This window comes from Raoultibacter timonensis, assembly GCF_900240215.1.
Classification (GTDB): Bacteria; Actinomycetota; Coriobacteriia; order Coriobacteriales; family Eggerthellaceae; genus Raoultibacter; species Raoultibacter timonensis.
This window is the reverse complement of the sequence record NZ_LT964679.1, coordinates 1,630,530-1,656,136: the sequence shown is the minus strand read 5'-3', so window position 1 is coordinate 1,656,136 and position 25,607 is coordinate 1,630,530. Positions and strand designations below refer to the sequence as shown.

Genomic DNA, 25,607 nt, shown 5'->3' with positions numbered 1-25,607 from the left:
CCGCTTCGCGTTTCGCCGCTCGGGCCGCCTTGCGCTCGCGGCGCTCCGCTTCCGCTTCGGCCTGCGAGATGCGGCAGCCGCAGTAGTTCTGCCGGTACATGCCGAGCTCCCTGCTGCGGCGCGTAGCTTCGTCGTAGAGGGGGCGGAAATCTTCGAACAGCGAAGCGATTCCGTGAGCTCCGGCCGCGCGTTTCAGCTCTTCCCGGATGATATCGGTGTATTGGTAGGGGCTTACGGTGAGCGTGGTGGACACGCCGTCGAACCCGTGCTCGGAAGCGTAGCGGGCTGCCTCTTCGAGCCTCATGCGGTAGCATGCTCTGCAGCGATCTTCGCGGCTCGCGTAGGTATCCGAAGCCACCGTGCCGACGCAGCCCTCCCATGCGCGAACGTCGTAGGGTCCTTCGACGATGGGGAGGTTCTCGCGATCGGCCCAAGCGCGCAGGGTCGAGAGCCTGCGGTCGTATTCCGAGGCGGGGTGTATGTTCGAATTCATGTATGCGATCGTGATGTCGTGCCCCTCGTTCGCCAAGAACCTCGTCGGCTCGAGCGAGCAGGGGCCGCAGCATGCATGGAGTAGTAATTTCATATGCTTCTCGCACGCTCCTTTTCTCCTGCTTTATACTACCATGCGAACGTATACGCAACCTGATACATAAGGATTATCACATGGAGCAAACACCCTATCGCGCAGTGTTCTTCGACTTGGACGGTACGCTGCTTCCGATGGATCTCGGCGAGTTCATGCAATCGTACTTCGAGCGTCTCGCCGCTTACGTTGCGGCGCGCGGCATCGATCCCGAGATCTTTACCGCAGGTTTGAAGAAAGGCATCAAAGCGATGGCGGCCCACGATGACGGACGGTTGAACGCCGAAGCCTATTGGGACGCGTTCTTCGAGGTCGTCGATCAGGACGCTACCGATTGGGCAAAGCTTGTCGGCGAATTCTACGAACACGATTTCGGCGAGATCGGCAAAAACGTCGTGCCCGACCCGCATGCCGCCCGCGCGATCGAGACGCTTCGCGCAAAGGGGTATCCGCTCGTGCTCGCCACTATGCCCATGTTCCCGCTGCGGGCGGTCAAGTGGCGCCTGTCCTGGGCGGGCATCGACGCCGACGCATTCGCGCGCATCACCAACTACGAGAACTCGACGTCGGTCAAGCCGAAGCTCGATTACTATGCCGAGAACCTTCGGGCGGCCGGTCTGAAGAGCGAAGACGTGCTCATGGTGGGCAACAACACCCACGAGGATCTTGCATGCCTCGATCTGGGCATGGATGCCTACCTCGTGACCGACCACCTGCTCGACCCCGTGAAGTTCGACCTGTCGCGCGTCAAGCACTCTTCGATGGCCGAGTTCGCAGCTTGGGCGGAAGCGCTTCCCGCCTGCGAGCATCCCGCAACCGGCATCGATGCCGGTCCGATCGCGCGCGAATCGTAGGTCTGCGATGGCCCTGTTTGATTTTACCGTCGAGGGGACGAGCGGCCATGCGCGCGCCGCAACGTTCGAGACTGCGCACGGTACCGCCAAGACGCCCATGTTCATGCCCGTGGGCACGCACGCCACCGTCAAAGGCGTCACGACCGACCAGCTTGCCGATCTCGGCGCTCAGGTCGTGCTTGCCAACACCTACCATCTGTCGATGCGTCCCGGAGCCGATCTTATCGCCGAGGCGGGGGGACTCCACTCCTTCATGCAATGGGACGGGCCGATTCTCACCGACTCGGGCGGGTTCCAGATATTCTCGCTTGCCGATACGCGCAAGCTCGACGACGACGGTGTGTGGTTCCAGTCGATTTACGACGGATCGAAGATCCGGTGGACTCCCGAGAGCAATATGGAGATACAGCAGAAACTCGGAGCCGACATCGTCATGCAGCTCGACCAGTGCGCCCCGTATCCCGCAACCCGCGAGTTCGTCGAGGGCGCCGTCGACCTCTCCGCGCGCTGGGCGGCTCGTTGCCTGGCTGCGCATACGAAGGCGGATCAGGCGCTTTTCGGCATCGTGCAGGGCGGCATGCACCTCGACCTGCGTCTTCAGTCGGTCGAGCGCCTGCTCGAGGCAAGCCGTGCGAGCGTCGAGGCGGGTCACAAGGATTTCCAGGGATTCGGCATCGGCGGCTATTCGGTGGGCGAGGAGCACGACGTGATGTTCGAGACGCTCGGGCAGGTCGCCCGGGCTCTTCCCGACACCAAGCCGCGCTACCTCATGGGGGTGGGCAATCCCACCACGCTCGTGCGCGCCGTTCGCGAGGGAGTCGACATGTTCGACTGCGTGCTTCCCACCCGCACCGCCCGCATGGGCACCGCGTTCTCGTCGACCGGCCGCATGAACATGCGCAACGCAAAGTATACGCGCGATTTCGGTCCGCTCGACGATGCGTGCACCTGCCCGGTCTGCGCGAAGTACTCCCGCGCCTACATTCGCCACCTCGTTAAATCGAGCGAGATGCTCGGCGGGATGCTGCTTTCGGTGCATAACCTCCACTACCTGCTCGATCTCATGCGCCGGGCGCGCGAAGCGGTGCTGGCGGGCGCGTACGAGGAGTTCTACGAGGAGTGGATGGCGTCTCCTGCGGCTAACGACTATTGATCGGGTAAAGGTTCGGCATCGACTTTGTGGGCCTATCTGGTTCCGAGGATAAACTTGTGGCACAATGTGAAGGTTCACGCGCAGCCCGCCCGTTCAGGGTGGCTTGCGGCGCGTACGAGGCAATCGGCTCCGTGTGGGCGTACGAGGAAGAAGACTCAGCATGGCGGTACAGACGAAGAAAAAGAAGAAGGGCTCGACCGACAGGCGCAATATATGGCTGCTTGTAGTTACGACGCTTCTGGTGGTGGGTTCGATATTCCTGTTCACGCCTCCTGCGGAGAAGATCAACCAAGGGCTCGACATCCAGGGCGGCCTTTCGGTCGTGCTGACCGCGAAGAGCACCGACGGGGGAGAGATAACCACCGAGGACATGGAGGCCAGCCGCGCCATCATCGAGAGCCGCGTCAACGCGCTCGGCGCTTCGGAGGCTACGGTCCAGGCTCAGGGAACCGACCAGATCCTCGTGCAGATCCCCGGCCTGTCGGATACCGAATCGGCGCTTAACACCATCGGGAAGACCGGCAAGCTCGAGTTTGCCCGTCTCGATTCGTTCACCGATGAGACGGTGAAGACGAAGATCGACAACGGCCAGTACATCACCCAGGAAACCTATACCGACGAAGCGGGCAACTCGCTTCCGTCCGGCAAGACGAGTTATCTCGAGGTGGAGCCCGGCACCTATACGCCGCTTGTCTCCGGCACGAACATCACGAACGTCTCGATCGGTCAGGGCAAAACCACGTCGACCGACTACGTGGTCAACGTGCAGCTCGACAGCGAGGGGGCGGCTGCGTTCGCCGAAGCCACCAAAGAGCTCGTTTCGACCAACGGAAAGATCGTCATCATCCTCGACGGCGAAGTGCAGAGCGCCCCCACCGTCGATTCCGAGATCCCCGACGGCAACGTGTCCATCTCGGGCAACTATTCGCTCGACGCCGCCAAGGCGCTCCAGACCGTGCTCCAGAGCGGTTCGCTGCCCGTGAGCTTCGAGTACGCGCAGAGCCAGGTCGTCGGCCCGACGCTCGGCCAGGAAGCGCTGTACTCGGGCGTACTCGCCGCTGCGATCGGCCTTCTGGTCGTCATGCTCTACCTTTTGTTCTTCTACCGCGGTCTCGGGCTCATCACGGCCGCGGCCATGGCCATCTTCGCGATCATCTACCTCGGCATACTCGCTGCGCTGTCGGCATTCGGGCTGTTCAGCCTTTCCCTTGCGGGCATCGCGGGCATCGTGCTCACCATCGGCATGGCGGCGGACTCGTCGATCCTTACGCTCGAGCGGTTCCGTGAGGAGATCCGCATGGGGAGAAGCGTCCGCGCTTCCTCGATCACCGGCGTGCGCCATGCGATCGTGACTTCGGTCGACGCCGACCTCGTCACGCTCGTTTCGGCCCTGTCGCTGTTCTTCCTCGCCTCTGCCTCGGTTAAGGGCTTCGGGCTTACGCTTGCGCTCGGCATCCTCTGCGACATCGTCATGATGCTCTTGTTCAAGGCTCCGCTCATCCGCTTGCTCGCACCGCGCTCNCCATGCGCCGGGCGATGTGACGACCGGGGAGATGCGCTCGGCATTCGACGAGGCTGGCGAACCCGACGCGGTCGTTCAGACGACGACGGCCGATGGCGAGGCGGGCTTCCTCGTGCGCACCACTACGACAAGCGCCGAAGAGGCCGCCGCAACCGCCAACAAGGTTGCAGGCGAGCTCGGGCTCGAAAGCGATAGCTTCGAGGTGACGACGATCGGTCCCGACTGGGGTACGAGCGTCATCCAGTCGTCGATTATCGCGTTTTTGGTGTCGATCATCCTCATCATCATCTACATCGCCATCCGGTTCGAATACAAGATGGGCGTCACGGCCATCATCGCGCTTCTCCACGACCTCGTGCTCGTGATGGGCATCTACGCGCTCGTGGGCCGCGAGGTCAACCCCAACACCATCGCGGCGCTGCTGACGATCCTGGGGTATTCGCTTTACGACTCGGTGGTCGTGTTCCACCGTATCAACGACAACATGCAGGAAACCGATATCAAGTGCACGTTCATGACGATGGCGAACCATTCGATCAACCAGGTGCTCGTGCGTACCATCAACACGACGCTCACCTCGCTGATCCCCGTTGTCGCGATGCTCCTGTTCGGCGGCGAGACGCTCAAGGACTTCGCCTTCGCCATGACGATCGGCCTCGTGTGCGGTTCGTACTCGTCGATCGCCGTCGCCACGCCGCTTTACGCCATGTGGAAGACGCGGGAGCCGCGTTACGCGAAGCTCGCGAAAAAGTACGGACCCGAGATCGGCCGTTTCGAGTTCGCCCACCCGAGCGTGAGCGCCCCGGTCGTTGCCACCAAGAAGGCCGAGGGCCCGAAGGCGGCGAAGGGAGGCTCGAGCGCTGCGGCCAAGAAGCCGTCGAATACGGGAAAGCAGGGGGCGAACGCAAAGAGCAACCATCGCTACCGTAAGAGTAAGAAGAAGCAGTAGCGCGTCGGAGCCGATTGCGCTGTTCGGGTGCGCGCCGTCCCGCGCGTGCCCGAGGGCTTGCATAGCGATTGAACGAACGCGGGCCTGCTGATGCGGGCCCGCTTGAGAGTGCGGCCCGCCGGTGCGGTCCGCATCTACGACTCGGAAGGAGCCGAATATGAGAGAGGGAAGCGCCCCGAATTTCTGTCCGCCCACCGAAGAGGGCATTACGTTCACGTTCGAGGACGAAGAAGGCGAGCTTATCGACCTCGAATTCCTCGGGTTGATTCTGCACGAGGATAAGCGCTACGGGTTCTTCTTTCCCGTCGACGAGGAGAACCCCGCCTGCTCGTCGGGCGAGGTCGTGCTGCTCGAGGTGACCGAGCTCGACGACGAGGACCAGCCTGCGGCGTTCGAGCTCGTCGAAGACGAAGCGATCGCTGCCGAGGTGTACGAGGATTTCCGCCGAGCGACGGCTGATCTGTACGATTTCGAATAGGGCGCCGTCAGGATCTCGGGTTCGGCGTACGGGTGCGGGATTCGGGCTGGCGCGCAGGTGTGCAGGTGCGCGGGCGCGTGGGCCGCATGTAGGATGCGCTTCGTCGGATGACGCTGGATGTCCGGCGAGCGCAGGCTTCCGGAAGCGCCAAATGTCCGCCAACCGCCTCCGTGCGAGGTATTTTTGATCCATGAACATGGGATGGCGTTCCCTATGCCTGATCGCTTGATTCGGTGCTGCTAGATGGCTGAGAAAAACCTCGCACGGAGGCGGTTGGCGGACATCGAGAAGCGAAGATGGGTGACGATCGGGCGGTGCCGGCGGGTTTCGATGATCGGGCTTGCCTTCTCCGTTGGGGCTTCGGGTGCGCGGCACTCGGACGCCAGTGCCCGAGTGCGCGGCGCGCTGCCGAACGCTTAGAACTCGATAGGCACCCAGCTGCCGTCGATATCGCACATCCAGGCTTGCGGCTCTTCGACCGAGAAGAACGTGAGCACGGGATCGTTCTCGCCTTCGTAGGTTTCGCCAAGGCCGCACATATGCTCGTATCCCGCACGGCGAACCTCTGCGTTCGCCTTATCTTCGAGTCCCGCTTTGCCGCGCAGGATGATCCAGCCGTGGCCCGGGTGCCAGCCGGAAAGTTCGAACTTGGGGTTCGCTTCGAGTTCGCGGTACACGTCTTTGGTGGTGGCGGTGCAGAACCAGATCTTGCCGTCCTGCTCGGCGGCGAAGCTGAACGGGCGCACGTGGGGTTGGTCGCCCTCGCAGGTAGCAAGGTACCAGGTGGGGATGTTGGTGAGGTAGTCGAGAACCTGTTCGTTTCCGGTCACGGTCTGTTCCTTTCTCGAGGGGCTTTCTGCCCGCTTCTCGTGTGGTCGTGCGTTCTGCTCGGCTCGCGCGCGGCCCGCCTGGCCGCGCTCCTCCTTACAGCGGGATGAAGTTCGTAGAGAACACGACGGCGAACATGGCCGCAAGCACGATAACGGCGTTGCGGTCGAGCGCGCTGTAGTGCAGGGGTTTGAGCCGCGTGCGCCCCGGGCCTCCGTGGTAGCAGCGGGCGTCCATGGCCAGCGACAGCGTTTCGGCATGTCTGAAGGCGCTCGTGAACAGCGGGATCATGAGCGATGTGAGCATGCGCAGACCTCCCCTGAACGGGCTTGCGGCAAAGGTCGCCCCGCGGCTGATCTGCGCGCGGTAAATCGTTTGGAGCTCGGTTGTGAACTGGGGAAGGAACCTGAGCGCTATTCCCATGATCATCGAGAGCTCGTGGGCGGGAACGCCGATGCGCGCAAAGGGCTTGAGGAGGTACTCGAACGCATCGGTGATATCGAGGGTGGCGGTGGTGAGCGTGAGCAGGCTCATGCTCGAGAGCAGCAGAAACAGGCGTACGGCGATGAAGGCGGCCTGCACAAGACCCGCCTCGCTGATCTGGATGAACCACCATTGGAAGTACACGGTGCCGCCCTGCACGAAGAACACGTTCAGAAGCGCCGTGATGACGAGGATGAACGCAAGCGGCGCAATCGATCTGACGGCTTTGCCGAGCGGTATTTTGGCCAGCAGGAAGAACCCGGCCGTGAACGCCGCGCATACGGCGAGGCCGATGAACGATTGCGCGACGAAGATGTTCGCCATCACCACGAGCGAGAGCAAAAGCTTCGCCCGCGGATCCATCCGATGGACGGGGCTCGTCCCCGGCCAGTATTTGCCGAACATGGCTATTTCGGGCACGGTTCCTCTTTTCCCCCGCCGGTTCGAGCAGCCGTTCGGGTCTCGCCTTCGCCGTCCAGGGAAACCGGTTTCCCCTCGGCGCCGCGGTAGAGCGCAGCCAACGCGTCGGCGAGCGATGCGGTGTCGTAGAGCCTGCCGTTCAGGCCGATGCCCGCGTCCTTGAGGTCGTTTGCGAGCTTTTGGGCGTAGGGGACTCCCAGGCCGATCTCGCGCAGTTCGGAAGCGCGCGAGAACACCTCCTCGGGGGTGCCGAGCGCGAAGAGCGATCCTTCTTTGAGCACGAGGATCCGATCGCAATAGCGTGCAAGGTCGTCCATCGTATGGGAAACCATGACCACCGTGAGGCCGCCTTCGTGCAGCTCGGATATCAGCTTGAGGAAATCATTGCGCGCGGCGGGGTCGAGCCCTGCGACCGGTTCGTCCAAGATGAGTTTGGTCGGGCGCATGGCGAGCACGCCCGCGAACGCGACGCGGCGCTGCTGCCCGCCTGAGAGCTCGAAGGGGCTCTTGTCGCGGATATCGTCGAAATCGAGCGAAACCTGCGCGAGCGATTCGCGAACGCGCGCATCGACCTCGTCGGAGCCGAGTCCCATGTTGCGCGGCCCGAACGCCACGTCGTCGTAGACGGTGGCGGCGAACAGCTGGTGTTCGGGGTACTGGAATACGACGCCCACGTTGCTGCGCGCCGCGGCGGCCGCTTTCTTGTCGGCGATGTCGACGCCGTCGACGAGCACGCGTCCCGAGGTGGGGTGGATGAGTCCGTTCATGTGCTGGATGAGCGTGCTCTTACCGCTTCCCGTGTGGCCTGCGATGCCGAGGAATTCCCCGTCTTCGAGCGTGAAGGTGATGTTGCAGAGCGCCCACGTTTTGCCTTCGGGGTTTCCCCAGAGCGGTCTCGGGGCGTTTGACGCGGCGGCGTTCGTCGCATCTGCAGCGCAGGGCGCGATGTCGGCATCCGTCTGTCCGAGAGCCGGGGCGTCGCCGACGGCGGGGATCTCGGCAGCCTTTTTACCCCGCTTCTTCTTTGCGGGTGCGCTGTACGAGTAGCTTACCTGTTCGAAAGCAATTGGCATAGCTCCTCCTCAAGGCTTTGGTCGTCAACGTGCGTCGATACGGGCACGCCTCGCTTCTGGAGCTCGCGCGACAGCTCGCAGGCGAACGGTACGTCGAGGTTCAGGTGGTCGAGCTTTTCGGTTTGGACGAGCACCTCGTCGGGTGTGCCGTCGAGGGCGATCGTGCCTCCGTCGAGTACGACGACGCGATCGGCGAGCCCCGCCTCCTCCATGAAGTGGGTGATCATGACGATGGTCATGCCGCGCTCGTTGAGCTCTTTGCACACGCGCATGAGCCCGCGGCGGCCGCGCGGATCGAGCATTGCCGACGCCTCGTCGAGGATGAGGATCCGAGGGTTCATGGCCAATACGCCGGCGATGGCGACGCGCTGCTTCTGGCCGCCTGAAAGCGCGTTGGTCTCGTGTTTCTCGAACCCCTGCAGACCGACCTCGTCGAGCGAGAGCGTTACGCGTTCGCGCAGCTTGTCGGTGGGCACGCCGAGATTCTCGGGGCCGAACGCCACATCGTTTTCGATGAGGCTCGCAACGAGCTGGTCGTCGGGGTTCTGAAACACCATGCCCGCATTGCTGCGGATGAGGTAGGTGGCGGTCTCGTCGCGCGTATCGTGCCCGAGTATGGTGACGGTGCCCTCGTCGGGTACGAGCAGCGCGTTGATATGCTTGGCGAGGGTCGACTTGCCCGATCCGTTTCCGCCGAGTATGCAGACGAACTGCCCTTGGGGGATCGAGAGCCCGATGTCGCGCAGGACGAAGGTCTCGCCGTCGTAGGTGAAGCCCGTATGTTCGAATTCGATCATATGATTTCTTTCGGTTCGTGCGCGGCCGCCGCTCGGGCCGCCGCATCGATTGCTCTACTTGCCCTTTATCTGCTTCTTCTTCGGGGTGATGAGATTCGAGATGCTCTTGTACACGATGAGTGTCAGCACCGAGTTCAGCAGCGCCTTGAGCAGGTTGAAGGGAGTCAGTATCGGGATGATCATCGCGATGACCGCATCCATAGGAACGCCGAGCCACGCCGGGGTGATGATGAGGTTGCCGAGGATCGCGGCGAGCGTGGCGCAGACCGACGAGATCACGAGACCGACGATGGCACCCTTGAAGTTGTGCACCTTTTTATAGACGAGCGCGGCGGGTAGGATGTAGCCGGTGACGACGATGATGTTCATGACCGCACCCGAGAAATCGCCGAGCATTATGCCGTGGATGACGGCTCCGATGATGCCGACCGACAAGCCGGCAGCAGGACCGTAGGCGAATCCGCACACCATGGCGGGCATGGCCGACGCGTCGTATTTGAGCCAGGTGACGCCGGGAAGCAGCGGGAACTCGATGAACGAGAGGAGCACTCCGATCGCGCAGAGGAGCGCCATCGTCACAAGCTGACGCGTTTCCCATTTGTTCGTGTTGGTGAACTGGTAGCCGTTCGCTTTTTCTGCCATAGCAAACCCTTTCTCTTGCGAGCCCCGTACAGAGCAGGTATCGATTCCGGGCCCAGAAAAGAAACGAACCTGTATGAATTCTTTCATACAGGCTTCTCGGGTTTACAGGAACGCCCGCCTCGAAGCGATCGTCCCTGTAAGCTCTGCCTCTTCCATCCGGACTATAACCGTTGGTTTTGGAATCTCACCAAAATCAGCCTGCATACCCGATTACCGCGTTGCCGCAGATAATCGGTACCGCAGGGTCGCGGACTCTCGACGCGTTACCGAAAACCGGCTCGGTCGAATTACCGCCAGTGAGGAATTGCACCTCGCCCTGAAACAGAATTCATGGCCTGTATTGTATAGGGAGAGCGCCCGATGCGCAAGGGGCGTTCTCGATTGCGCAAGACGCTGCGCCCGTTCGCGGGTTTCTGGGGAATTCAACAGGAGAATATGTATTCTTTGCCCCATTCTATGAGCTGTTGTATGATGGCACGAACGTAGATTAAACGCACCAGGAGTCTTCCATTATGGCTTTTGACAACGATTCGAACAATCAGGGCGATCAACCGGTAGGCCGCCACGCGGCCGGCAACCATGCCCGCAGGCAACCTCAACCGACCCAGGGCATGCCGCCGCAGGGCAATGCCACGCAGCGCCGTCAGCAGCAAACGGGAGCGTTTTCGCCCGTCGTGAGCGCAGCGGACGTCAGCCGCCCCGGCAGGGGCAAGGGCAACGGCCAAAACCCTTACATGAACCTCGGCCCGAAAAAGCGTTCGGGTGTCAAGGTCGCCGTTATCGCCGTGCTCGTCATCGTCGTGTTTCTCGGAGCTCTTGCCGGTCTCGAGTTCGGCCTCAACGACGGCAAGGTCCACCACGGCGTCAAGGTGCAGGGCGTGGAGATCGGCGGCATGAGCAAAGCCGAGGCGACAAGCGCGCTGCAGGCCGCCCTCGATTCGAAGCTTGCAGGTGCGAGCGTGCGGGTTACGCCGAGCGCCGATGTCGTCAAGCGGCTCGAGGAAAGCACCGTCAACGATACGAGCGGCGAAGCGTCGGGCGAGGCCGAGCCGCCTGCCGACGATGCTGCTGCCGACGGGGCGCAAGGCGATGCTTCCGACGCGGGCGCAGAGGCTCTTTCCTGGTCTTTCTCGGCAGCCGACCTCGGTGCGCACGTTGATGCCGCCGCCCTTGTCGACGAGGCGATGAGCGTGGGACGCATCTCGGGTCTCGACGATTTCGTGAGCGGAGCGGGCGAGAGGATCCAAAGCTGGTTCGGCCAGGTCGATATGCCGGCTACCGTCGAGTACGATCAGGCGGCGCTCGAATCAGCCCTGGCCTCCATCGACGACGCCATCGGCGTGAGCATGGTGAACTGCGGCATCTCCATCAACGCCGACGGCGTTGCGCAGGTAACGGCCGGGCGCGTCGGCGAAAAGGCCGATCCCGAAGCGTTCGCCCCCAAGGCGACCGCCATGCTGCTCGGCACGTCGACATCGCCGTTCGAGGTCCCGATGACCGATATTCCCCTCGATATCGATTCCGGCGAGGCGCAGGCTGTAGCCGATTCGATCACGGCGGCAATTGCCGATCCCGTAACGTTCACCTACGGCGACGATTCGTGGCAGATCTGGGCTCCTATGCTCGGCGAATGGACGAAGGTCGAGGTCGAAGGCGAAGGCGACAACGCGAAGCTCGTTGCTTCCATCGACGCGGCCAAGGCCTACGACGGCCTGCAGGGGCAGATGGGGTCGGTCGGCTACGGCACGGCGGGCAATGCGACCTTCGACGTGTCGAGCGGCGTGCCCGTCATCACGGGCGGCACTCTGGGCATCGGCCCCGACATCAAGACGGGCGTCCATACGCTCGACGGCATGCTCTACGGCGGCAGCGAGGCGGGCGATCGCACGATCGCGCTCGAAGAGGCCGAAGTCGAGCCCGAGATCACCGCCGAGGATGCCGAGAACATGGGCGTTGTGGAGCTCATCACCTCCTACAAGCTCGGCTACGGATCGAACGGCGGTACGAACCGCGAGTATAACATCGAGCTGTGCCTCGATACGCTCAACGGATCGCTCATCGCTCCCGGCCAGAATTGGAACTGGAACGAGATCGTCGGCAACTGCGACGAGGCGGCCGGCTACAAGGAAGCCAACGTCATCGTGAACAACAAGTACGAGAAATCCTCGGGCGGCGGCATCTGCAATGTGGCGACGGGCGTGTTCAACGCTGCCTACGAGGCGGGCCTTCCCATCGTCGAGCGTACGAACCACAGCCTGTACCAGCCGAACTACCCGCTCGGGCGCGATGCCGCCGTATCGTGGGAGTACCCGACGCTCGTCTTCACCAACGACACCGATCACTACATCCTCGTGACCGCCTCCTACGATGGCGTCGATATGACGATCAGCATCTGGGGTACGAGCCCGCACCGCACGGTGGAGAGCGTGAACAGCGATTGGTCGGGCAACGACAAGGACGGCAAGTCGATCACGAACTACCGCACGGTGAAAGATGCCGACGGCAACGTGATCTCGGAGGATACGTTCCCTTCGTACTTCCCGCCCGTACCGGAGGAAGACGACTAGGAAAGCTCAAGTATCCGAACGGTTTCGGGTTGGCAGCAGGTCTGTGAAGACCTGCAGATTCCGCTGCCGAATCGCCGCCGTTCGGGTACAATCCTCAAGCTATGATCGAATTACTCAACACTATCGACAGCTTCGTGTGGGGGCCGGCAATGATCGCGCTTCTGCTCGGCAGCCATCTGTTTCTCACCGTTAAGACGGGCTTCATCCAGCGTAAGCTGCCGAAGGCCATCAAGCTCTCGTTCACCTCCGATGCGGGTGCCGAGGGCGATATCTCGCATTTCGGTGCTTTGGCAACCGCTCTCGCTGCAACCATCGGCACCGGATCGATCGTGGGCGTGGCGACCGCCATCCTCGCGGGCGGCCCGGGCGCGGTGTTCTGGATGTGGCTCACCGGCGTATTCGGCATCGCGACCAAGNCCCGCGGCCTGTTCTCCAACGAGTCGGGCCTGGGCTCGGCCCCCATCGTGGCTTCCGCTGCCGCAACGCGCAATCCCGCCCAGCAGGCGCTCGTCGCCATGACCGGCACGTTCTGGTCGACGGTGGTCATCTGCGCGCTCACCGGCGTCGTACTCGTTTCCACGCTTGTGGCCCACCCCGATATTCAGGCCGAGATCCTTGCGAACCCGACGCTGTTCACCGGCGCGCAGCTTGCAAGCACGGCGTTCGCGAAGATCCCCTTCGTGGGCACCCCGATCCTCGTATTCGGCATGGTGGCGTTCTCCTATACGACGATCCTCGGATGGTCCTACTACGGCAACCGCTGCATCACGTACCTGTTCGGCATGAAGGCGATCGTTCCCTACGAGATCCTTTACGTGGCCGTGGCGTTTCTCGGAGCCATCGGGGTGGGGGATGTGGTGTGGACCGTATCGGACATCGGAAACGCGCTCATGGCCATCCCCAACATCATCGTCGTGCTGCTGCTTTCGGGGCTCGTTGCACGCGAGACGCGTCACTACGTATACGAAGGCAACCTTGACGAGGTGGACGAAACTCCCATTCCGGTGGTCGCGGGGAAGTAGTTGCGCAGCATGGCGGGCTGTTCCGCCCGACGGCCCGCGCCTTCGCCCACTGGCGCTGCATTTCGATCGAAACGGAGCTGCATGTCGCGCTTTCGCCGCCCGTATGGCGCCGTTCCCCCCGTACTTGGGTACGAATTTCGACGTTGTTAACAAACCGCCATGTGGTGACTGTCTATAATGTGCGCTATTACTTTAGCGCGGAAAAGTGCTTATACCGAAACGGTATTCCCGGCTTGTCTCAGCCGATGCCGGCAATCGGTTTCGGCGTCGGCTCTCTTCGCGTTTCTGTGGGGAAGAACGCAATCGAAGAGAAAGGGGTCTGCATGGACATCGTTCAGCTTATCAACGATATCGACGCAGCGGTGTGGGGACCTCCCATGATCATCTTGCTTTTGGGGTCGCATCTGTTCCTGACGTTTAGGACCGGGTTCATCCAGCGCAAGCTTCCGAAGGCCATCAAGCTTTCGGTTACCAAAGATCCGGATGCGGAAGGCGACATCAGCCAGTTCGGCGCCTTGACGACGGCACTTTCGGCAACGATCGGAACCGGCAACATCGTGGGCGTGGCGACCGCCATCCTCGCGGGCGGCCCGGGCGCGGTGCTCTGGATGTGGCTCACCGGTGTGTTCGGCATCGCCACCAAGTACTCCGAAACCTACGCGGCGGTCAAGTACCGCGTAAAGGACCACAACGGCAACATGCTCGGCGGCGCGATGTATGCGTGGCGCCGTGCGTTCGAGAAGAACGGCAAAGCCCCGTGGTGGGCTCTGCTCGGGGCGGGGGCCTTCGCCCTGTTCGCCGCCATTGCCTCGTTCGGCATCGGCTCGGCTGTGCAGTCGAGCGCCATGACCGGTATCATCACCGCCAACATGCCCGGCATCCCGACGTGGGGCATCGGCCTCGCCATCGTCATCATGGTGTCGATCGTCATCTTCGGCGGCATCAAGATCATCTCGAAGGTGTGCGAGAAGCTCGTGCCGTTCATGGCCATCGCCTACGCGTGGGGCTGCATCGTGATCATCGGCATGAACTGGGAGTACGTATGGCCCGCTATCTGCCTGATCTGCGAGTGCGCGTTCACGCCGAAGGCCGCCTTCGGCGGCGCGGTGGGCTCGGGCCTCATGATGGCGCTCCAGTTCGGCTGCGCCCGCGGCCTGTTCTCCAACGAGTCGGGCATGGGCTCGGCTCCCATCGTGGCTTCCGCGGCAACCACCCGCAACCCCGCCCGTCAGGCGCTCGTGTCGATGACCGGCACCTTCTGGGATACCGTCATCATCTGCGCGCTCACCGGCATCGTGCTCGTTTCGACGATGATCGCGAATCCCGATATCATGACGAGCGGCCAGATTACCGCGGGCGCCGATCTGACGAGTGCGGCGTTTGCGAAGATCCCCTACATCGGCACGCCGATCCTCATCTTCGGCATGGTGCTCTTCGCCTACTCGACGATCCTCGGCTGGTCCTACTACGGCAACCGTTGCGTCACCTACCTGTTCGGCAAGCGCGCCATCCGTCCGTACCAGGTGCTCTACGTGGTTGTCGCCTTCCTCGGCGCCATCGGCATCGGAGACTTGGTCTGGACCATCTCCGATATCACCAACGCGCTTATGGCCGTTCCCAACATCATCGTCGTGCTCGCGCTTTCGGGTCTCATCGCACGCGAGACCAAGCATTACGTGTGGGAGAACAACCTCGAGGAGAAAGACGAGACGCCCATCCCGGTGCTCGACAACAAATAGGGAGCGTTTCGCGGCGCTGCTGCCGCGAAACGCGCTAGGCGTCGGCCGTCGGACTCAGGTTCGGCGGTCGACGCTTGTGTTGCGGCTTCATGGTTGCGCGTACAGCTGGAATCGGCATGCAGCCCTTCGGGTGCCGAGCCGGGTCGGCACGCCTGCGGGGCCGCTTGGCGCTCAGGGCCCGAATGGGCGCATTTCGATGGCGGCTCAACGGCTAAGCCAGGCTAACATACGGGTTTTTGCTCATTGTGCTGCTGATTTGAGTCCCACGGGGCAGACTGCCGGCCCGAAAACAAGCGTCAAAACAGCTGTGAAGGTGCGTAAAGCTTTGAGCAGGCAATACGCTTGTAGAGAAAAAGACTCGACAGCTTGTCCATTTCCATAATGCAACACAACGAACAAAAACCCGTATCCGGCTTGTCTGCTGCTGGGAGTCAAAGTCGACATACTATCATTTTCGGGACGGCTGCAAACGCCGTTTTTCTGAGAACAAGCGCCGCCCGATGCGGCGCATCGGTCTGCACCTCCTCGTTTCGCCTGATCAAAAAGCCCTCTACCCAACGCGGTATGAGTATCCTCAAACAAAAATGAATAGCGGTATTACCGCGCTTCGTATGACCTGGCTTTCGAAAGTTCATAGGGGTCATGGTAAGGCCGGTGTCCCGATGATCCTATGCTCCGTCTCGTCCATGAATGAAACGTGGACGCACGGTTCGAGTTGCATGGACTGTTCCATGCACAAGAGGCGAGAGGAGCATTATGTCGATGAAAAAGGAATGGAAACGCGTTCAGGATGATGGCACCACCATCTTCAGGACCTGCGCCTGGTCTCCTCCGGGCGAGCATCCGGTCGGATGGGGCATGGAGCTGACGGTCGACGCAGAGGGCAACCTCATCAAGGTCGAGGGGGACAAGGAGCATCCGATCTACCAGGGGCGCCTGAACGCCACGGGCCTCGATTTGGTCGAGTACGTGAACCATCCCGACCGCATCATCTATCCCATGAAGCGCGCCCGCGAAGACCGCGGCAAAGACAAGTGGGAACGCATCACGTGGGACGAAGCCTACGATATCATCGAAAAGAACGTCAAGGAGATCAAAGCGAAGTACGGCGCCCGCTCCATCATGGTGCATGGGGGGACGGGCCGCGAAGCGGTCATGTACAGCTACCCCCTCGCGTTCTCCGTGCTGCAAACCCCGAACTATTGCTATTCGCAGTCGGGCTGGTCGTGCTACGGACCCCGGACGACGGTATCCGACTTCATCCTGGGCGCCGGGTATCCCGAGATCGACTACGCGGGCTTCTTCGAGCAGCGCTACGACGATCCGCAGTACGTCGTGCCGGACTACATCGTATGCTGGGGCAAGGCGCCTCTGGCGTCGAACCCCGACGGCCTGCACGGCCACGCGCTCGTCGATCTCATGAAGCGAGGAACCAGGATCATCTGCATCGACCCGCGCGTCACGTGGCTCGGCTGCCGCGAAGGCAACTGGACGATCCAGATCAAGCCGCAGACCGATACGTGTCTGGCGCTCGGCCTCATCAACATCATCGTCAAAGAGGATCTCTACGATCATGACTTCGTCGAGAACTGGTGCTACGGCTTCGACGAGCTCGCCGAGCGCGCCGCCGAGTTCCCGGTCGATTACGTGTCCGAAGTGACGTGGATCCCCGAAGACCAGATTCTGGAACTGGCCCGCTACCTCGGTACGCATCATCCGGGCGCTATGGCTTGGGGCCTCGCCATCGACCAGCAGTCCAACGGCATCCAGGCGGGTCACGCCATCCTCGCCCTTGCGGCCATCACGGGCAACCTCGACGTTCCCGGCGGGCTCACGGTCGGCGCACCCAACAGCTTCATGGGCAAGTGGCGCATGGACAGCCGCCAGTTCGTCGCCGAAGAGGATTGGGCGCAGCGCATCGGCGCCGAGGAGTACCCCGCGCTCGCCTACACCCATGCCACCACCCATCCCGACGTAACGCTCGACGTGCTCGAGACGGGGGAGCCGTACCAGATCCACATGAGCTGGTTCAATTCGACGAACCTCATCGCCCCCACCAATTCGGCTCAGCCGCATCGCTGGTACGAGGCTCTGAAGAAGGTCGATTTCGCGGTATGCACCGACCTGTTCATGACCCCGACCGCGATGGCGTTCGCCGATGTGTTCCTGCCCCTGTCGGCCTTCCCCGAGCATGACGGCATCGTGCTTCCGCACTACGGCCGCAACTCGGTGTTCTTGGGCTGCATGAACAAGGCGTCGAAGCGCGGCGAGTGCAAATCGGACCTCGAGATCGACCTCGAGCTGGGCAAGCGCTTGAACCCCGAGGGCTGGCCCTACGATTCGGTCGAGGACTTCTTCGATTCGCTCTTGGTACCCGAGTACGGGTTCACGTTCGACGACCTGCGCCAGATCGGCTGCTACCAGCCGAGCTACACGTACAAGAAGTACGAGAAGGGTATGCTGCGCCCCGACGGCGAGCCCGGTTTCAACACCGTGACCGGCAAGGTCGAACTGTACTCCATCGTGTACGAGGCCTGGGGCGAGGATCCGCTGCCGTACTTCGAGAAGCCCCGATGGGACGAGACGAGCCATCCGGAGCTTGCCGAGGAGTACCCGCTCATCATGACCACCGGCGCCCGCGACTACGCTTCGTTCCATTCCGAGCATCGCCAGCTGGCCCAGATGCGCGAGATCACGCCGTGGCCCGTTGTCGAGATCCACTCCGAGACCGCTGCGCGCTACGGTGTCGAAGAGGGCGATTGGGTCGAGATCGAAAGCCCGTTCGGCAAGGCGCGCGAAAAGGCGCACATCACCGACATCATCGACCCGCGCGTCGTGCACACCCGCCACGGCTGGTGGTACCCCGAGCAGGACGGCGAGGAGCCCAACCTGTTCGGAGTGTGGAAATCCAACATCAACGAGCTGCTCCCGCACAAGGAGATCGGCAAGTTGGGCTTCGGCGCTCCCTACAAGGGCGTGATGTGCGATATCAAAAAAGTTGACGGACTGAGCGACTAGACGGAAGGAGAAGCAGATGAGCAAGGATTTTGCACTGCTTGTGGACTATAAGTACTGCTCCGGCTGCCATAGCTGTGAGGTCGCGTGCAAGAACGAGCATGGCTTCGAGATCGGCAAGTACGGCATAAAACTTCTCGAGACCGAGCCGATGAAGATAGGCGAGGGCGCAGTAGACGCCTGGGATTGGATCTACCTTCCGGTTCCGACGGCGCTCTGCGACCATTGCGCAGCGCGCTTGGAGAAGGGCGAAGAGCCGACGTGCGTGAAGCACTGCCAGTCGTTCTGCCTCGAATACGGCAGCTTGGACGCCATGCAGAAGCGTGCGGCAGAGCTCGATCACAAGGTTGCCGTGTACCTGCCTTAAACCGAGAACGGAGGAATGTCATGACGATTGATGAGTTGCTGGAACTCGACGACGATGCCCAGATCGAGTATCTGAACGGCCAGTTGGACGAGGGTAAGTCGGTTGACGAAATCTGCGCCGACCTCTCGACGAACCGCATGGATATGGCTCGCGTTGGATTTTTCGTGGTGAAGAACCGGTTCATGCTGAAGCCGACCCGCGGATACGCCCGTACGAAGCCTACCAAATTGGGCTGATCGGCTGGCAGTTTTTGCAGCAAGCGCTGCGCCGGACCGAACCGGGTGCGACGCAGCGCACAACCGAAACTCCCGAGAGAAAGGTATATACTTACCATGTGTTTTAGACCCGCTGACGCATCCGCCACAGGGCCTTCCGCGTGCCCCAGTTGCGGCAAGACCATCCAAAGCATGGGTGGCATAGCTTTGAAGAAATGTCCGTTTTGCGGGGTGGAGCTCTCCGCCGCGCCCGAGCCGCAGAAGCCGGCTCCCGCGGCACCTTCTTCCGCTCCGTCCGCTCCGTCCGCTCCGAAAGCGCCTGGTGCCCCCGCCGCGCCTTCGGCTCCGAAGAATACTCAATAAACGCGGGCGGCAAGGCTATTCAGGTTAGGAGAAGCCATGTGCGGTTATTCGTGTACCGGCTGCGGAGAATGCAAGGGAACCGGAAAGCGCAAACAGATCGTTCCAAGGGGATTGTGCCAACACTGCGGCACGCTGAACGGACCGCGCGCTCTGGTATGCGCTGCCTGTGGGAGAAAGCTTCCCCCCGCGCAGGGGCGCACGGGAGAGCCGCTGCGTTCGAAACCGCACTGAGCTTCGACGTTTACCACTATCTGCTTCATTTGATTGGAAGGGGATTTGTATGGAAATGACCAGTGGCAAGGCTGCAAAGCCTGTCAAAGAGGCTGTTCCGAAAGGCGCGTGGGCGATACTGATCGCTGTCTGGATCGTGGCGATCGCGGCACCTCTGAACATGTTCAAGCCTGCGACGATCTCGGTCGAGATCATCCAGGCGCTCAGCATTCCGGGATCGTCGTACGGTTGGATCATGTCGGTGTTCTCCATCATGGGTTTGATCCTGGCTTTTCCCGCAACGGGGCTCGTGTACCGTTTCGGGTTGAAGAAGTCCCTGGCGGTTTCCGTGATATCGCTGTTCGTGGGATCCCTGATGGGCGCATTGTCGACCAGCTTCGAAATGCTGCTCGTATCCCGCGTCATCGAGGGCTGCGGCATGGGCTTCATCGGCGTGGCGGGCCCAACGGCCATCAGTCTGTGGTTCCCGAAGAGCCGGCAGGGCTTTGCGGTAGCCGTGTTCCAGACATGGATGCCGCTCGGCACGCTCATCACCATGAACCTCGCTCCCGTGATGGCGGCTTCGATGGGGTGGAAGTCGGTATGGTGGCTCGCGTGCGCGTACTGCGTGGTCGCGTTCATCGTACTCATGGTGTTTTTCAAGGAGCCGTCCAAAGAGGTCATGGCGGCGACCGCCGGAAAACGCATCGAGGATGTGGGCAAGGGCAACAAGTTCGCTGCGTTCAAGAACCCTTCGCTGTGGATCCTCTGCATCATGTTCCTCGTCTTCGCCCTCACCACGACGGGCACCACGAGCTCCTATTGGTCGCTGTACCTGCGCGAAGTGGCGAGCATCGACGCTTCCGTCGCGGCCTTTGCGGTAAGCCTCTGCACGGTGCTCGGCGCCGTCGGCATCCCGTTCGGCGGATGGCTCTCCGACAAGCTCGGTACGCGTAAATGGATGATCGTCGCGGCGTGGGTCGTCGTGCTCGTGTTCCTCTGGTTCGCGTTCTCCACGGTCGATCTGACGCTCATCTACGTGATCGCGGTCGTAAACGGCTTCTGCCAGGGCTGGATTCCCGCCATGGTGCAGACGTCCATCCCCGAGATCCTCGAGGATCCTTCGCAAAACGCGATGGGTATGGGCCTGATGAACGTGTTCCGCAACGGCGGCAACATCTTGGGCGGTATGGCGCTCGGCTACTTCGTCGGCCCGTTCGGCTGGTCGCTCGGCTCGCACATCCTGTGCCTGCCCCCGATCATCATCGTTGTTGCGCTCATGCTGATCATCACGCGTAAGACCCTTCGATAACGCAATTCGGCGCGGCTTCCGCACCCCTGTGCGGAAGCCGCGTGCATAGCTGACAACTAGTGTGGGGGTGAAAAGACTATGTTGAAAGACAAGTCGGTAGCTGCACGGATTGCATGCGTTCTCGTCGCCATCGGCATCATCGTCATAGCGTTGGCGCTGCCGTTGCCCGAGGGGCTTTCGTTTCCAGGAAAAATGAGTCTCGCCCTGCTTATCGCGGGCATCATCTTGTGGGTGGCCGAACCGGTCCCCTTTGCCATAACCGGCATCGCCATCATGATATCGCTGCCGGTGTTCGGCATCCTCCCGTTCTCTGCGAGCGAGGGAACGACGGTATGGCTCGCGTGGGTGAGCAGCGTCATCTTCTTCGTGCTCGCCTCGTTCGGACTTTCGGCGGCTCTGTTGAAAACCAAGATACCGATGCGCATCGTCTCGTTTCTGCTCAAGTTCACGAAAGGCAACGAGAAACTCGTCATCTTCGCCTTCATGGCGGCGACGTTCATATGCTCGATGTTCATATCGGATTTGCCCTGCAGCGCGCTTTTCGCGGGCATCGCCTCGAGCAGCATTCTGCAGATCGAGGGTGCCGAGCCGGGGAAGTCCCGTTTCGGGCGGGCGCTCATGATAGCCATCCCGTACGCCGCCTGCATCGGCGGACAGGCCCTTCCGTCGGGAAGCTCCATGAACATCATGGCGATGGGGATGCTCGAGGCGAGTACGGGCATCCAGATCTCGTTTCTCGATTGGGCCGTCATCTGCACGCCCATCGCGCTCGTGCTGCTGTTCGTGGCGTACTTCTCGGTCATTGTGGTGCATAAGCCCGATCCCCTGTCGCCGAACACGCTCGAGCGCATTGCCGAATTCTCGGCGAACAAGGAGAAGTTCAATGCGCTCGATTGGAAGGTGCTCGCCATCTTCGTGCTGACGTTCGGTCTGTGGCTCGGGAGCAATTGGACGGGTTGGGATCTGACCGGCATCGCGCTTCTGGCGCTCGTGCTGTGCTTCGTGCCGGGCATCGNCCGCCTTCGGCGGCGCGGTGGGCTCGGGCCTCATGATGGCGCTCCAGTTCGGCTGCGCCCGCGGCCTGTTCTCCAACGAGTCGGGCATGGGCTCGGCTCCCATCGTGGCTTCCGCGGCAACCACCCGCAACCCCGCCCGTCAGGCGCTCGTGTCGATGACCGGCACCTTCTGGGATACCGTCATCATCTGCGCGCTCACCGGCATCGTGCTCGTTTCGACGATGATCGCGAATCCCGATATCATGACGAGCGGCCAGATTACCGCGGGCGCCGATCTGACGAGTGCGGCGTTTGCGAAGATCCCCTACATCGGCACGCCGATCCTCATCTTCGGCATGGTGCTCTTCGCCTACTCGACGATCCTCGGCTGGTCCTACTACGGCAACCGTTGCGTCACCTACCTGTTCGGCAAGCGCGCCATCCGTCCGTACCAGGTGCTCTACGTGGTTGTCGCCTTCCTCGGCGCCATCGGCATCGGAGACTTGGTCTGGACCATCTCCGATATCACCAACGCGCTTATGGCCGTTCCCAACATCATCGTCGTGCTCGCGCTTTCGGGTCTCATCGCACGCGAGACCAAGCATTACGTGTGGGAGAACAACCTCGAGGAGAAAGACGAGACGCCCATCCCGGTGCTCGACAACAAATAGGGAGCGTTTCGCGGCGCTGCTGCCGCGAAACGCGCTAGGCGTCGGCCGTCGGACTCAGGTTCGGCGGTCGACGCTTGTGTTGCGGCTTCATNCGCGGGCGCGTTGCCGGGCGACGGCCGAGTTCGGGTATAATGGTGTTTCAGCAACCTTGAGGGAGGGATTGCCATGAGTTCAAACGCCACGCGCGCCGATGTGCGCTCGGCTGTGAAGACAGGCAGGATCGGATACCGTTCGAGTGATGGAAAAACCCAGATCAGAGCTTTAACATGGGAACCCGAGAAAAATCCCGGCATTGCGCCTGCCGGCATCGTGCAGATCGTGCACGGCATGTCCGAGCACGTCGAGCGCTACGACGAGTTCGCCCGCTACCTCGTGAGCCGCGGCTACATCGTGTGCGCGAACGACCACATCGGGCACGGCGAGAGCGTGGCCGATCCGAGCGAGTGGGGATGCCTTCCGAGCGTCGGCGGCAAAGAGGTGCTCATCAACGACGTGCACGAACTGCGTAAGACGGTCGCCTCGCGCTACGCTCGCCAGACGCCCTATATCATGTTCGGCCACTCCATGGGAAGCTTCATCGTCCGCGCGTACCTCGCGCGCTTCGCCGAAGGTTTGGCCGCTGCGGTCATCTGCGGAACGGGGCAGCAGCCCTTGCTTCTCTCCAAGTTCGGCAACCTCGTCGCCCGCCGCATCGCCGCGTCGAAGGGCGACGCGTACAAGAGCACGTTTCTCGACGGGCTCGGCGCGGGCTCTTTCGCCAAGAAGATCGACAACCCCCGCACCGAGTTCGATTGGATCTCGACCGACGATGCGGTCGTCGACGCCTACATCGCCGACGAATCGTGCGGTGTCATGTTCTCCGCAGGCGGGTATGCGACCCTTACCGATCTGACCGGCGAAGTGGTTACGGCCGCGGCAGCGGGGGCGGTGCCTGCCGACCTTGCGCTCCTCTTCATCGCGGGCGCCCTCGATCCCGTGGGGGACATGGGCAAAGGCGTCGAGCGCGCTGTCGAGCAGTACCGGCGAGCCGGCGTCGAAACGGTCGACCTCAAGCTCTACGAAGGCATGCGCCACGAGATACTCAACGANGCTCGGCGAGCTGGTTTCTGCAGGCGTCGATCGGCAAGCTCGCGGTGGGCACGGGGCTGCTCGTGGTGGCGACGGCGGTCGTGGTTCCCCTCATCCGCCTGTTCATACCGGTGGGGCCGGCGCTCATCGGAACGACGCTTCTGCCGCTGTGCATGATCGGCGACGCGTTCGGCATCAGCCCGGTGTTCTTCACGATCGTAGTCGCCATCAGCGCCTCAACCTCGTTCGCGAACGGCTTGGAGAGCGCGAGCATGGTGGTGCACAAGTACAACTACTGGACGCTCGTGGACTACTTCAAATCGGGCATCATACCGACGATCGCCCTCATGATCCTGCACGCGACGGTACTGCTTCCGTTGGTGACGATGATGGGGTACTGATCGGGCATGCGCCGCGCCGCACGGTAGCGGACCGCATCGGATCGGTGGCGTTTCTGCTGTATTGTTTTCAGGGGCTTTGTCCGAATGCGGGCAAAGCCCCTTCGCTTCGGCGGGTGCCGCATACCGCGGCCGCGCTTCTAGCGCGTGGGGCTCGCGGGCTGGCGGTCGATGGTGTCGACCAGGTCCATGAGCTCCTGCTGGCTGTGCACATCGAGCTTGCGGTAGATGTTGCGCATGTGGGTTCTCACGGTGCCCTCCGATATGACGAGCTCCTTTTGCACGTAGGCGGCGTTGCGGCCCTTCGCCAGCAGGCAGAGGATTTCCAGCTCGCGCTGCGAGAGCAGAAACGTGTCGGCCACGAGATGGCAGCGCTGGGTGAACGGGGCCCGGTGCGCTTTCGGGCTGTCCGGCGAGGGGGTCTCTTCGGTTTGCGCGGTGGCGAGCGTTGCGATCTCGCGCATCTGGTCGTTGGTGACAAGCGATAGGTAGCCCAAGAGGAGCAGCACGATCCGCGCGAGGGTTATCAGGTAGTAGGGGATCGCTTCGAGGGGGAGAAACGCGTTGACGGCGAACACCGCGAGCAGCCCGAGCGTGAGAAAGCCGTTGAAGAACCCGAACGTGATCATCGACGATACGCGGTAGCGCATCGTGAGCTCGGCCGGATAGAGCCAGAACACGACGCTCGCCAGCGCCAGCAGCGCCACGCAGGCGTAGTTGGGGCTTCCGGCATCGAAGAGGCCTTGGGAGCACGAGAACAGCACGAACACGAGGAGGAAGGGCACGAGCTGGTGGGAGGCGTACGAGCCGTCCTCGTGGCGGTACGGCCAGAAGAAGAGCCCGGTGAACAGCAGCACGGCCATGAGGGGGCACAGCGTTTCGACGGGGAAATCGTTGACGAGGGGCGTTTTCCACAGCAGCGAACGGTAGCCCTCGAGCAGAAGCGACCCGTACACGATGCCGAACGGAACGGCGCTCTTGCCCAGCCTGAGCGCGAAGGCCCGCTTGCTGATGCGCAGGTTGTGAAACGTTTCCACCCAGGCTTTGCCCTCTTTGGCCCGCGTGGTCCCATCGGGCAGGGTAACGAACTCCTGCGGCTTGAAGTAGCTCTCGTTGTCGTGCTGCGTCTTGTAGACGAACACGACCGAGAAGAGGGGGCACATACACGCGACGATCACGATGCCGAGGGTGCCGGCTTCTGCGAAGTAGGCCAGGGCGAGGATGAACGCGAAGGCCAGAAGGAGCGAGAGGATGGTTGCGATCGCCAGGATGCTCTGGTCGCGCCGCCGCGCCGCTTCGCCCCATAGCAGCGTCGAGGGGGCGCAGGCGAAACTCGTGAGCACGGCTCCTGCCAAGGCGAGCGCGAAGGGGGCTTCGCCTCCTGTCAGCATGATGCTGCCCGTGCCGAGCATGCCGACTGCGCCGCAGAGGCCCATGAGGAAGTGGACCGATTTTTTCCGGAGGTATTTGGTAACCCGGTCGCGGTAGTACCCGATGGCAAAGCACGTTGCGGGAAACACGACGAGGAAGGACAGGCTCAGAAGCGTGGAGCGGGACTCGTCGAGGTAGTGGTAGCCGTCGAGAAAGAAGGGCGCCTGGAAAAACAGGATGAACAGCCAGAGCAGCTGAATGGCGAACCCGACGACCAGCGGACCTTCTATGTACAGGGCGTAACTGAGGGCAGTGGCCTTGTCTCGAAGTGAACCCGCTATCGTATTTATCATGATGCCCCCTGACGCCCATGCCGGGCAAGCTCTCTGCCTTATCGCGCACCCGATCAAAACCCGTTGCCCCCGCCGCCTTAGCATTATAGGGCATTTGGCGCATGCGGCACCGCGGCGGGTTCCGCCCGTTTGCAGCCGTGCGGCGCGAGGCGCGCG

At 62.0% G+C, this 25,607-nt stretch carries 20 protein-coding genes, 3 pseudogenes and 1 riboswitch; of the genes and pseudogenes, 16 read left to right on the top strand and 7 right to left on the bottom strand.

The features are described 5' to 3' along the window. The coding region (locus tag C1722_RS07385; RefSeq protein ID WP_102378661.1) for an epoxyqueuosine reductase QueH at positions 1-586 on the bottom strand (586 nt) is incomplete at its 3' end. 80 nt (positions 587-666) lie between these two features. Between C1722_RS07385 and C1722_RS07380 the strand changes: the two genes are divergently transcribed. The 5 genes and pseudogenes from C1722_RS07380 (at position 667) to C1722_RS07365 (ending at position 5,542) form a co-directional block, all read left to right on the top strand. After that, positions 667-1,440, top strand: coding sequence for an HAD family hydrolase (locus C1722_RS07380; protein ID WP_102378660.1), 774 nt, complete (start codon positions 667-669; stop codon positions 1,438-1,440). A 7-nt stretch (positions 1,441-1,447) separates the two neighbouring features. After that, the gene (gene tgt / locus C1722_RS07375; protein ID WP_102378659.1) at positions 1,448-2,593 is read left to right on the top strand and encodes a tRNA guanosine(34) transglycosylase Tgt; all 1,146 of its coding nucleotides are present in this window, start codon (positions 1,448-1,450) and stop codon (positions 2,591-2,593) included. Positions 2,594-2,753: 160 nt separating this feature from the next. Next, positions 2,754-4,118 (top strand): annotated as a pseudogene (gene secD / locus C1722_RS17860) (protein translocase subunit SecD); the annotation flags it as partial. Between the two features lie 28 nt (positions 4,119-4,146). Next, entirely contained in the window at positions 4,147-5,064 is a 918-nt protein-coding gene (gene secF / locus C1722_RS17855; RefSeq protein ID WP_425319344.1) for a protein translocase subunit SecF, read from the top strand. A gap of 157 nt (positions 5,065-5,221) precedes the next feature. Further along, positions 5,222-5,542 carry a DUF1292 domain-containing protein gene (locus C1722_RS07365; RefSeq protein WP_102378658.1) on the top strand — a complete coding sequence of 107 codons (321 nt, stop codon included), beginning with the start codon at positions 5,222-5,224 and terminating at the stop codon, positions 5,540-5,542. Between the two features lie 416 nt (positions 5,543-5,958). On the opposite strand, the gene C1722_RS07360 is transcribed toward C1722_RS07365, so the two are convergent. The 5 genes from C1722_RS07360 to C1722_RS07340 all read right to left on the bottom strand — a co-directional run bounded on the left by C1722_RS07360 (position 5,959) and on the right by C1722_RS07340 (position 9,785). Further along, a complete protein-coding gene (locus tag C1722_RS07360; protein ID WP_102378657.1) occupies positions 5,959-6,372 on the bottom strand; it encodes a pyridoxamine 5'-phosphate oxidase family protein in 414 nt (137 codons plus the stop codon). 94 nt (positions 6,373-6,466) lie between these two features. After that, positions 6,467-7,273: an energy-coupling factor transporter transmembrane component T family protein gene (locus tag C1722_RS07355; protein ID WP_102378656.1), complete on the bottom strand. Its 807-nt coding sequence runs from the start codon at positions 7,271-7,273 to the stop codon at positions 6,467-6,469. Further along, complete coding sequence (locus C1722_RS07350; RefSeq protein WP_102378655.1) at positions 7,261-8,346, bottom strand: energy-coupling factor transporter ATPase; 1,086 nt, start codon at positions 8,344-8,346, stop codon at positions 7,261-7,263. Before C1722_RS07350 ends, C1722_RS07355 begins: the two co-directional genes overlap by 13 nt. Continuing rightward, the gene (locus tag C1722_RS07345) at positions 8,322-9,143 is read right to left on the bottom strand and encodes an energy-coupling factor transporter ATPase (RefSeq protein WP_102378654.1); all 822 of its coding nucleotides are present in this window, start codon (positions 9,141-9,143) and stop codon (positions 8,322-8,324) included. The genes C1722_RS07350 and C1722_RS07345 overlap by 25 nt, the downstream gene beginning before the upstream one ends. A 54-nt stretch (positions 9,144-9,197) precedes the next feature. Beyond that, positions 9,198-9,785 carry an ECF transporter S component gene (locus C1722_RS07340; protein ID WP_102378653.1) on the bottom strand — a complete coding sequence of 196 codons (588 nt, stop codon included), beginning with the start codon at positions 9,783-9,785 and terminating at the stop codon, positions 9,198-9,200. Between the two features lie 140 nt (positions 9,786-9,925). Next, positions 9,926-10,113: riboswitch (FMN riboswitch) on the bottom strand. Between the two features lie 184 nt (positions 10,114-10,297). Here C1722_RS07340 and C1722_RS07335 point away from each other — a divergent pair. The 11 genes and pseudogenes from C1722_RS07335 to C1722_RS07285 all read left to right on the top strand — a co-directional run bounded on the left by C1722_RS07335 (position 10,298) and on the right by C1722_RS07285 (position 23,730). Next, positions 10,298-12,352, top strand: coding sequence for a VanW family protein (locus C1722_RS07335; protein WP_102378652.1), 2,055 nt, complete (start codon positions 10,298-10,300; stop codon positions 12,350-12,352). A gap of 101 nt (positions 12,353-12,453) precedes the next feature. Further along, positions 12,454-13,374 (top strand): alanine:cation symporter family protein, encoded by a 921-nt coding sequence (locus tag C1722_RS07330; protein ID WP_102378651.1) that lies wholly within the window; start codon positions 12,454-12,456, stop codon positions 13,372-13,374. A 323-nt stretch (positions 13,375-13,697) separates the two neighbouring features. Continuing rightward, positions 13,698-15,113 carry an alanine/glycine:cation symporter family protein gene (locus tag C1722_RS07325; protein ID WP_102379575.1) on the top strand — a complete coding sequence of 472 codons (1,416 nt, stop codon included), beginning with the start codon at positions 13,698-13,700 and terminating at the stop codon, positions 15,111-15,113. A gap of 756 nt (positions 15,114-15,869) precedes the next feature. Beyond that, positions 15,870-18,131: a molybdopterin-dependent oxidoreductase gene (locus C1722_RS07320; RefSeq protein WP_219724288.1), complete on the top strand. Its 2,262-nt coding sequence runs from the start codon at positions 15,870-15,872 to the stop codon at positions 18,129-18,131. A 16-nt stretch (positions 18,132-18,147) separates the two neighbouring features. Then, positions 18,148-18,495 carry a 4Fe-4S dicluster domain-containing protein gene (locus C1722_RS07315; RefSeq protein ID WP_102378650.1) on the top strand — a complete coding sequence of 116 codons (348 nt, stop codon included), beginning with the start codon at positions 18,148-18,150 and terminating at the stop codon, positions 18,493-18,495. A gap of 20 nt (positions 18,496-18,515) precedes the next feature. Further along, the gene (locus tag C1722_RS07310; RefSeq protein ID WP_102378649.1) at positions 18,516-18,731 is read left to right on the top strand and encodes a hypothetical protein; all 216 of its coding nucleotides are present in this window, start codon (positions 18,516-18,518) and stop codon (positions 18,729-18,731) included. 622 nt (positions 18,732-19,353) lie between these two features. Continuing rightward, positions 19,354-20,595, top strand: a complete 1,242-nt coding sequence (locus tag C1722_RS07300) for an MFS transporter (protein ID WP_102378647.1) — start codon at positions 19,354-19,356, stop codon at positions 20,593-20,595. Positions 20,596-20,673: 78 nt separating this feature from the next. Further along, positions 20,674-21,549: pseudogene (locus tag C1722_RS17850) on the top strand (SLC13 family permease); the annotation flags it as partial. A 64-nt stretch (positions 21,550-21,613) separates the two neighbouring features. After that, positions 21,614-22,261: pseudogene (locus C1722_RS17375) on the top strand (alanine:cation symporter family protein); the annotation flags it as partial. Between the two features lie 165 nt (positions 22,262-22,426). Next, a complete protein-coding gene (locus tag C1722_RS07290; protein ID WP_102378646.1) occupies positions 22,427-23,506 on the top strand; it encodes an alpha/beta fold hydrolase in 1,080 nt (359 codons plus the stop codon). After that, the gene (locus C1722_RS07285) at positions 23,413-23,730 is read left to right on the top strand and encodes a hypothetical protein (RefSeq protein ID WP_146040619.1); all 318 of its coding nucleotides are present in this window, start codon (positions 23,413-23,415) and stop codon (positions 23,728-23,730) included. The genes C1722_RS07290 and C1722_RS07285 overlap by 94 nt, the downstream gene beginning before the upstream one ends. Positions 23,731-23,867: 137 nt before the next feature. On the opposite strand, the gene C1722_RS07280 is transcribed toward C1722_RS07285, so the two are convergent. Continuing rightward, entirely contained in the window at positions 23,868-25,451 is a 1,584-nt protein-coding gene (locus C1722_RS07280) for a response regulator transcription factor (RefSeq protein ID WP_180995075.1), read from the bottom strand. Positions 25,452-25,607: the final 156 nt, after the last annotated feature.

What these genes read in the sequence shown, in the direction of transcription:
- C1722_RS07380 (WP_102378660.1), top strand. Translation starts at nt 667, where the DNA reads ATGGAGCAAACACCCTATCGCGCAGTGTTCTTCGACTTGGACGGTACG.
- secF (WP_425319344.1), top strand. Translation starts at nt 4,147, where the DNA reads ATGCGCTCGGCATTCGACGAGGCTGGCGAACCCGACGCGGTCGTTCAG.
- C1722_RS07365 (WP_102378658.1), top strand. Translation starts at nt 5,222, where the DNA reads ATGAGAGAGGGAAGCGCCCCGAATTTCTGTCCGCCCACCGAAGAGGGC.
- C1722_RS07335 (WP_102378652.1), top strand. Translation starts at nt 10,298, where the DNA reads ATGGCTTTTGACAACGATTCGAACAATCAGGGCGATCAACCGGTAGGC.
- C1722_RS07315 (WP_102378650.1), top strand. Translation starts at nt 18,148, where the DNA reads ATGAGCAAGGATTTTGCACTGCTTGTGGACTATAAGTACTGCTCCGGC.
- C1722_RS07320 (WP_219724288.1), top strand. Translation starts at nt 15,870, where the DNA reads ATGTCGATGAAAAAGGAATGGAAACGCGTTCAGGATGATGGCACCACC.
- C1722_RS07340 (WP_102378653.1), bottom strand. Translation starts at nt 9,785, where the DNA reads ATGGCAGAAAAAGCGAACGGCTACCAGTTCACCAACACGAACAAATGG.
- C1722_RS07300 (WP_102378647.1), top strand. Translation starts at nt 19,354, where the DNA reads ATGGAAATGACCAGTGGCAAGGCTGCAAAGCCTGTCAAAGAGGCTGTT.
- C1722_RS07345 (WP_102378654.1), bottom strand. Translation starts at nt 9,143, where the DNA reads ATGATCGAATTCGAACATACGGGCTTCACCTACGACGGCGAGACCTTC.
- C1722_RS07325 (WP_102379575.1), top strand. Translation starts at nt 13,698, where the DNA reads ATGGACATCGTTCAGCTTATCAACGATATCGACGCAGCGGTGTGGGGA.
- tgt (WP_102378659.1), top strand. Translation starts at nt 1,448, where the DNA reads ATGGCCCTGTTTGATTTTACCGTCGAGGGGACGAGCGGCCATGCGCGC.
- C1722_RS07350 (WP_102378655.1), bottom strand. Translation starts at nt 8,346, where the DNA reads ATGCCAATTGCTTTCGAACAGGTAAGCTACTCGTACAGCGCACCCGCA.
- C1722_RS07310 (WP_102378649.1), top strand. Translation starts at nt 18,516, where the DNA reads ATGACGATTGATGAGTTGCTGGAACTCGACGACGATGCCCAGATCGAG.
- C1722_RS07280 (WP_180995075.1), bottom strand. Translation starts at nt 25,451, where the DNA reads ATGATAAATACGATAGCGGGTTCACTTCGAGACAAGGCCACTGCCCTC.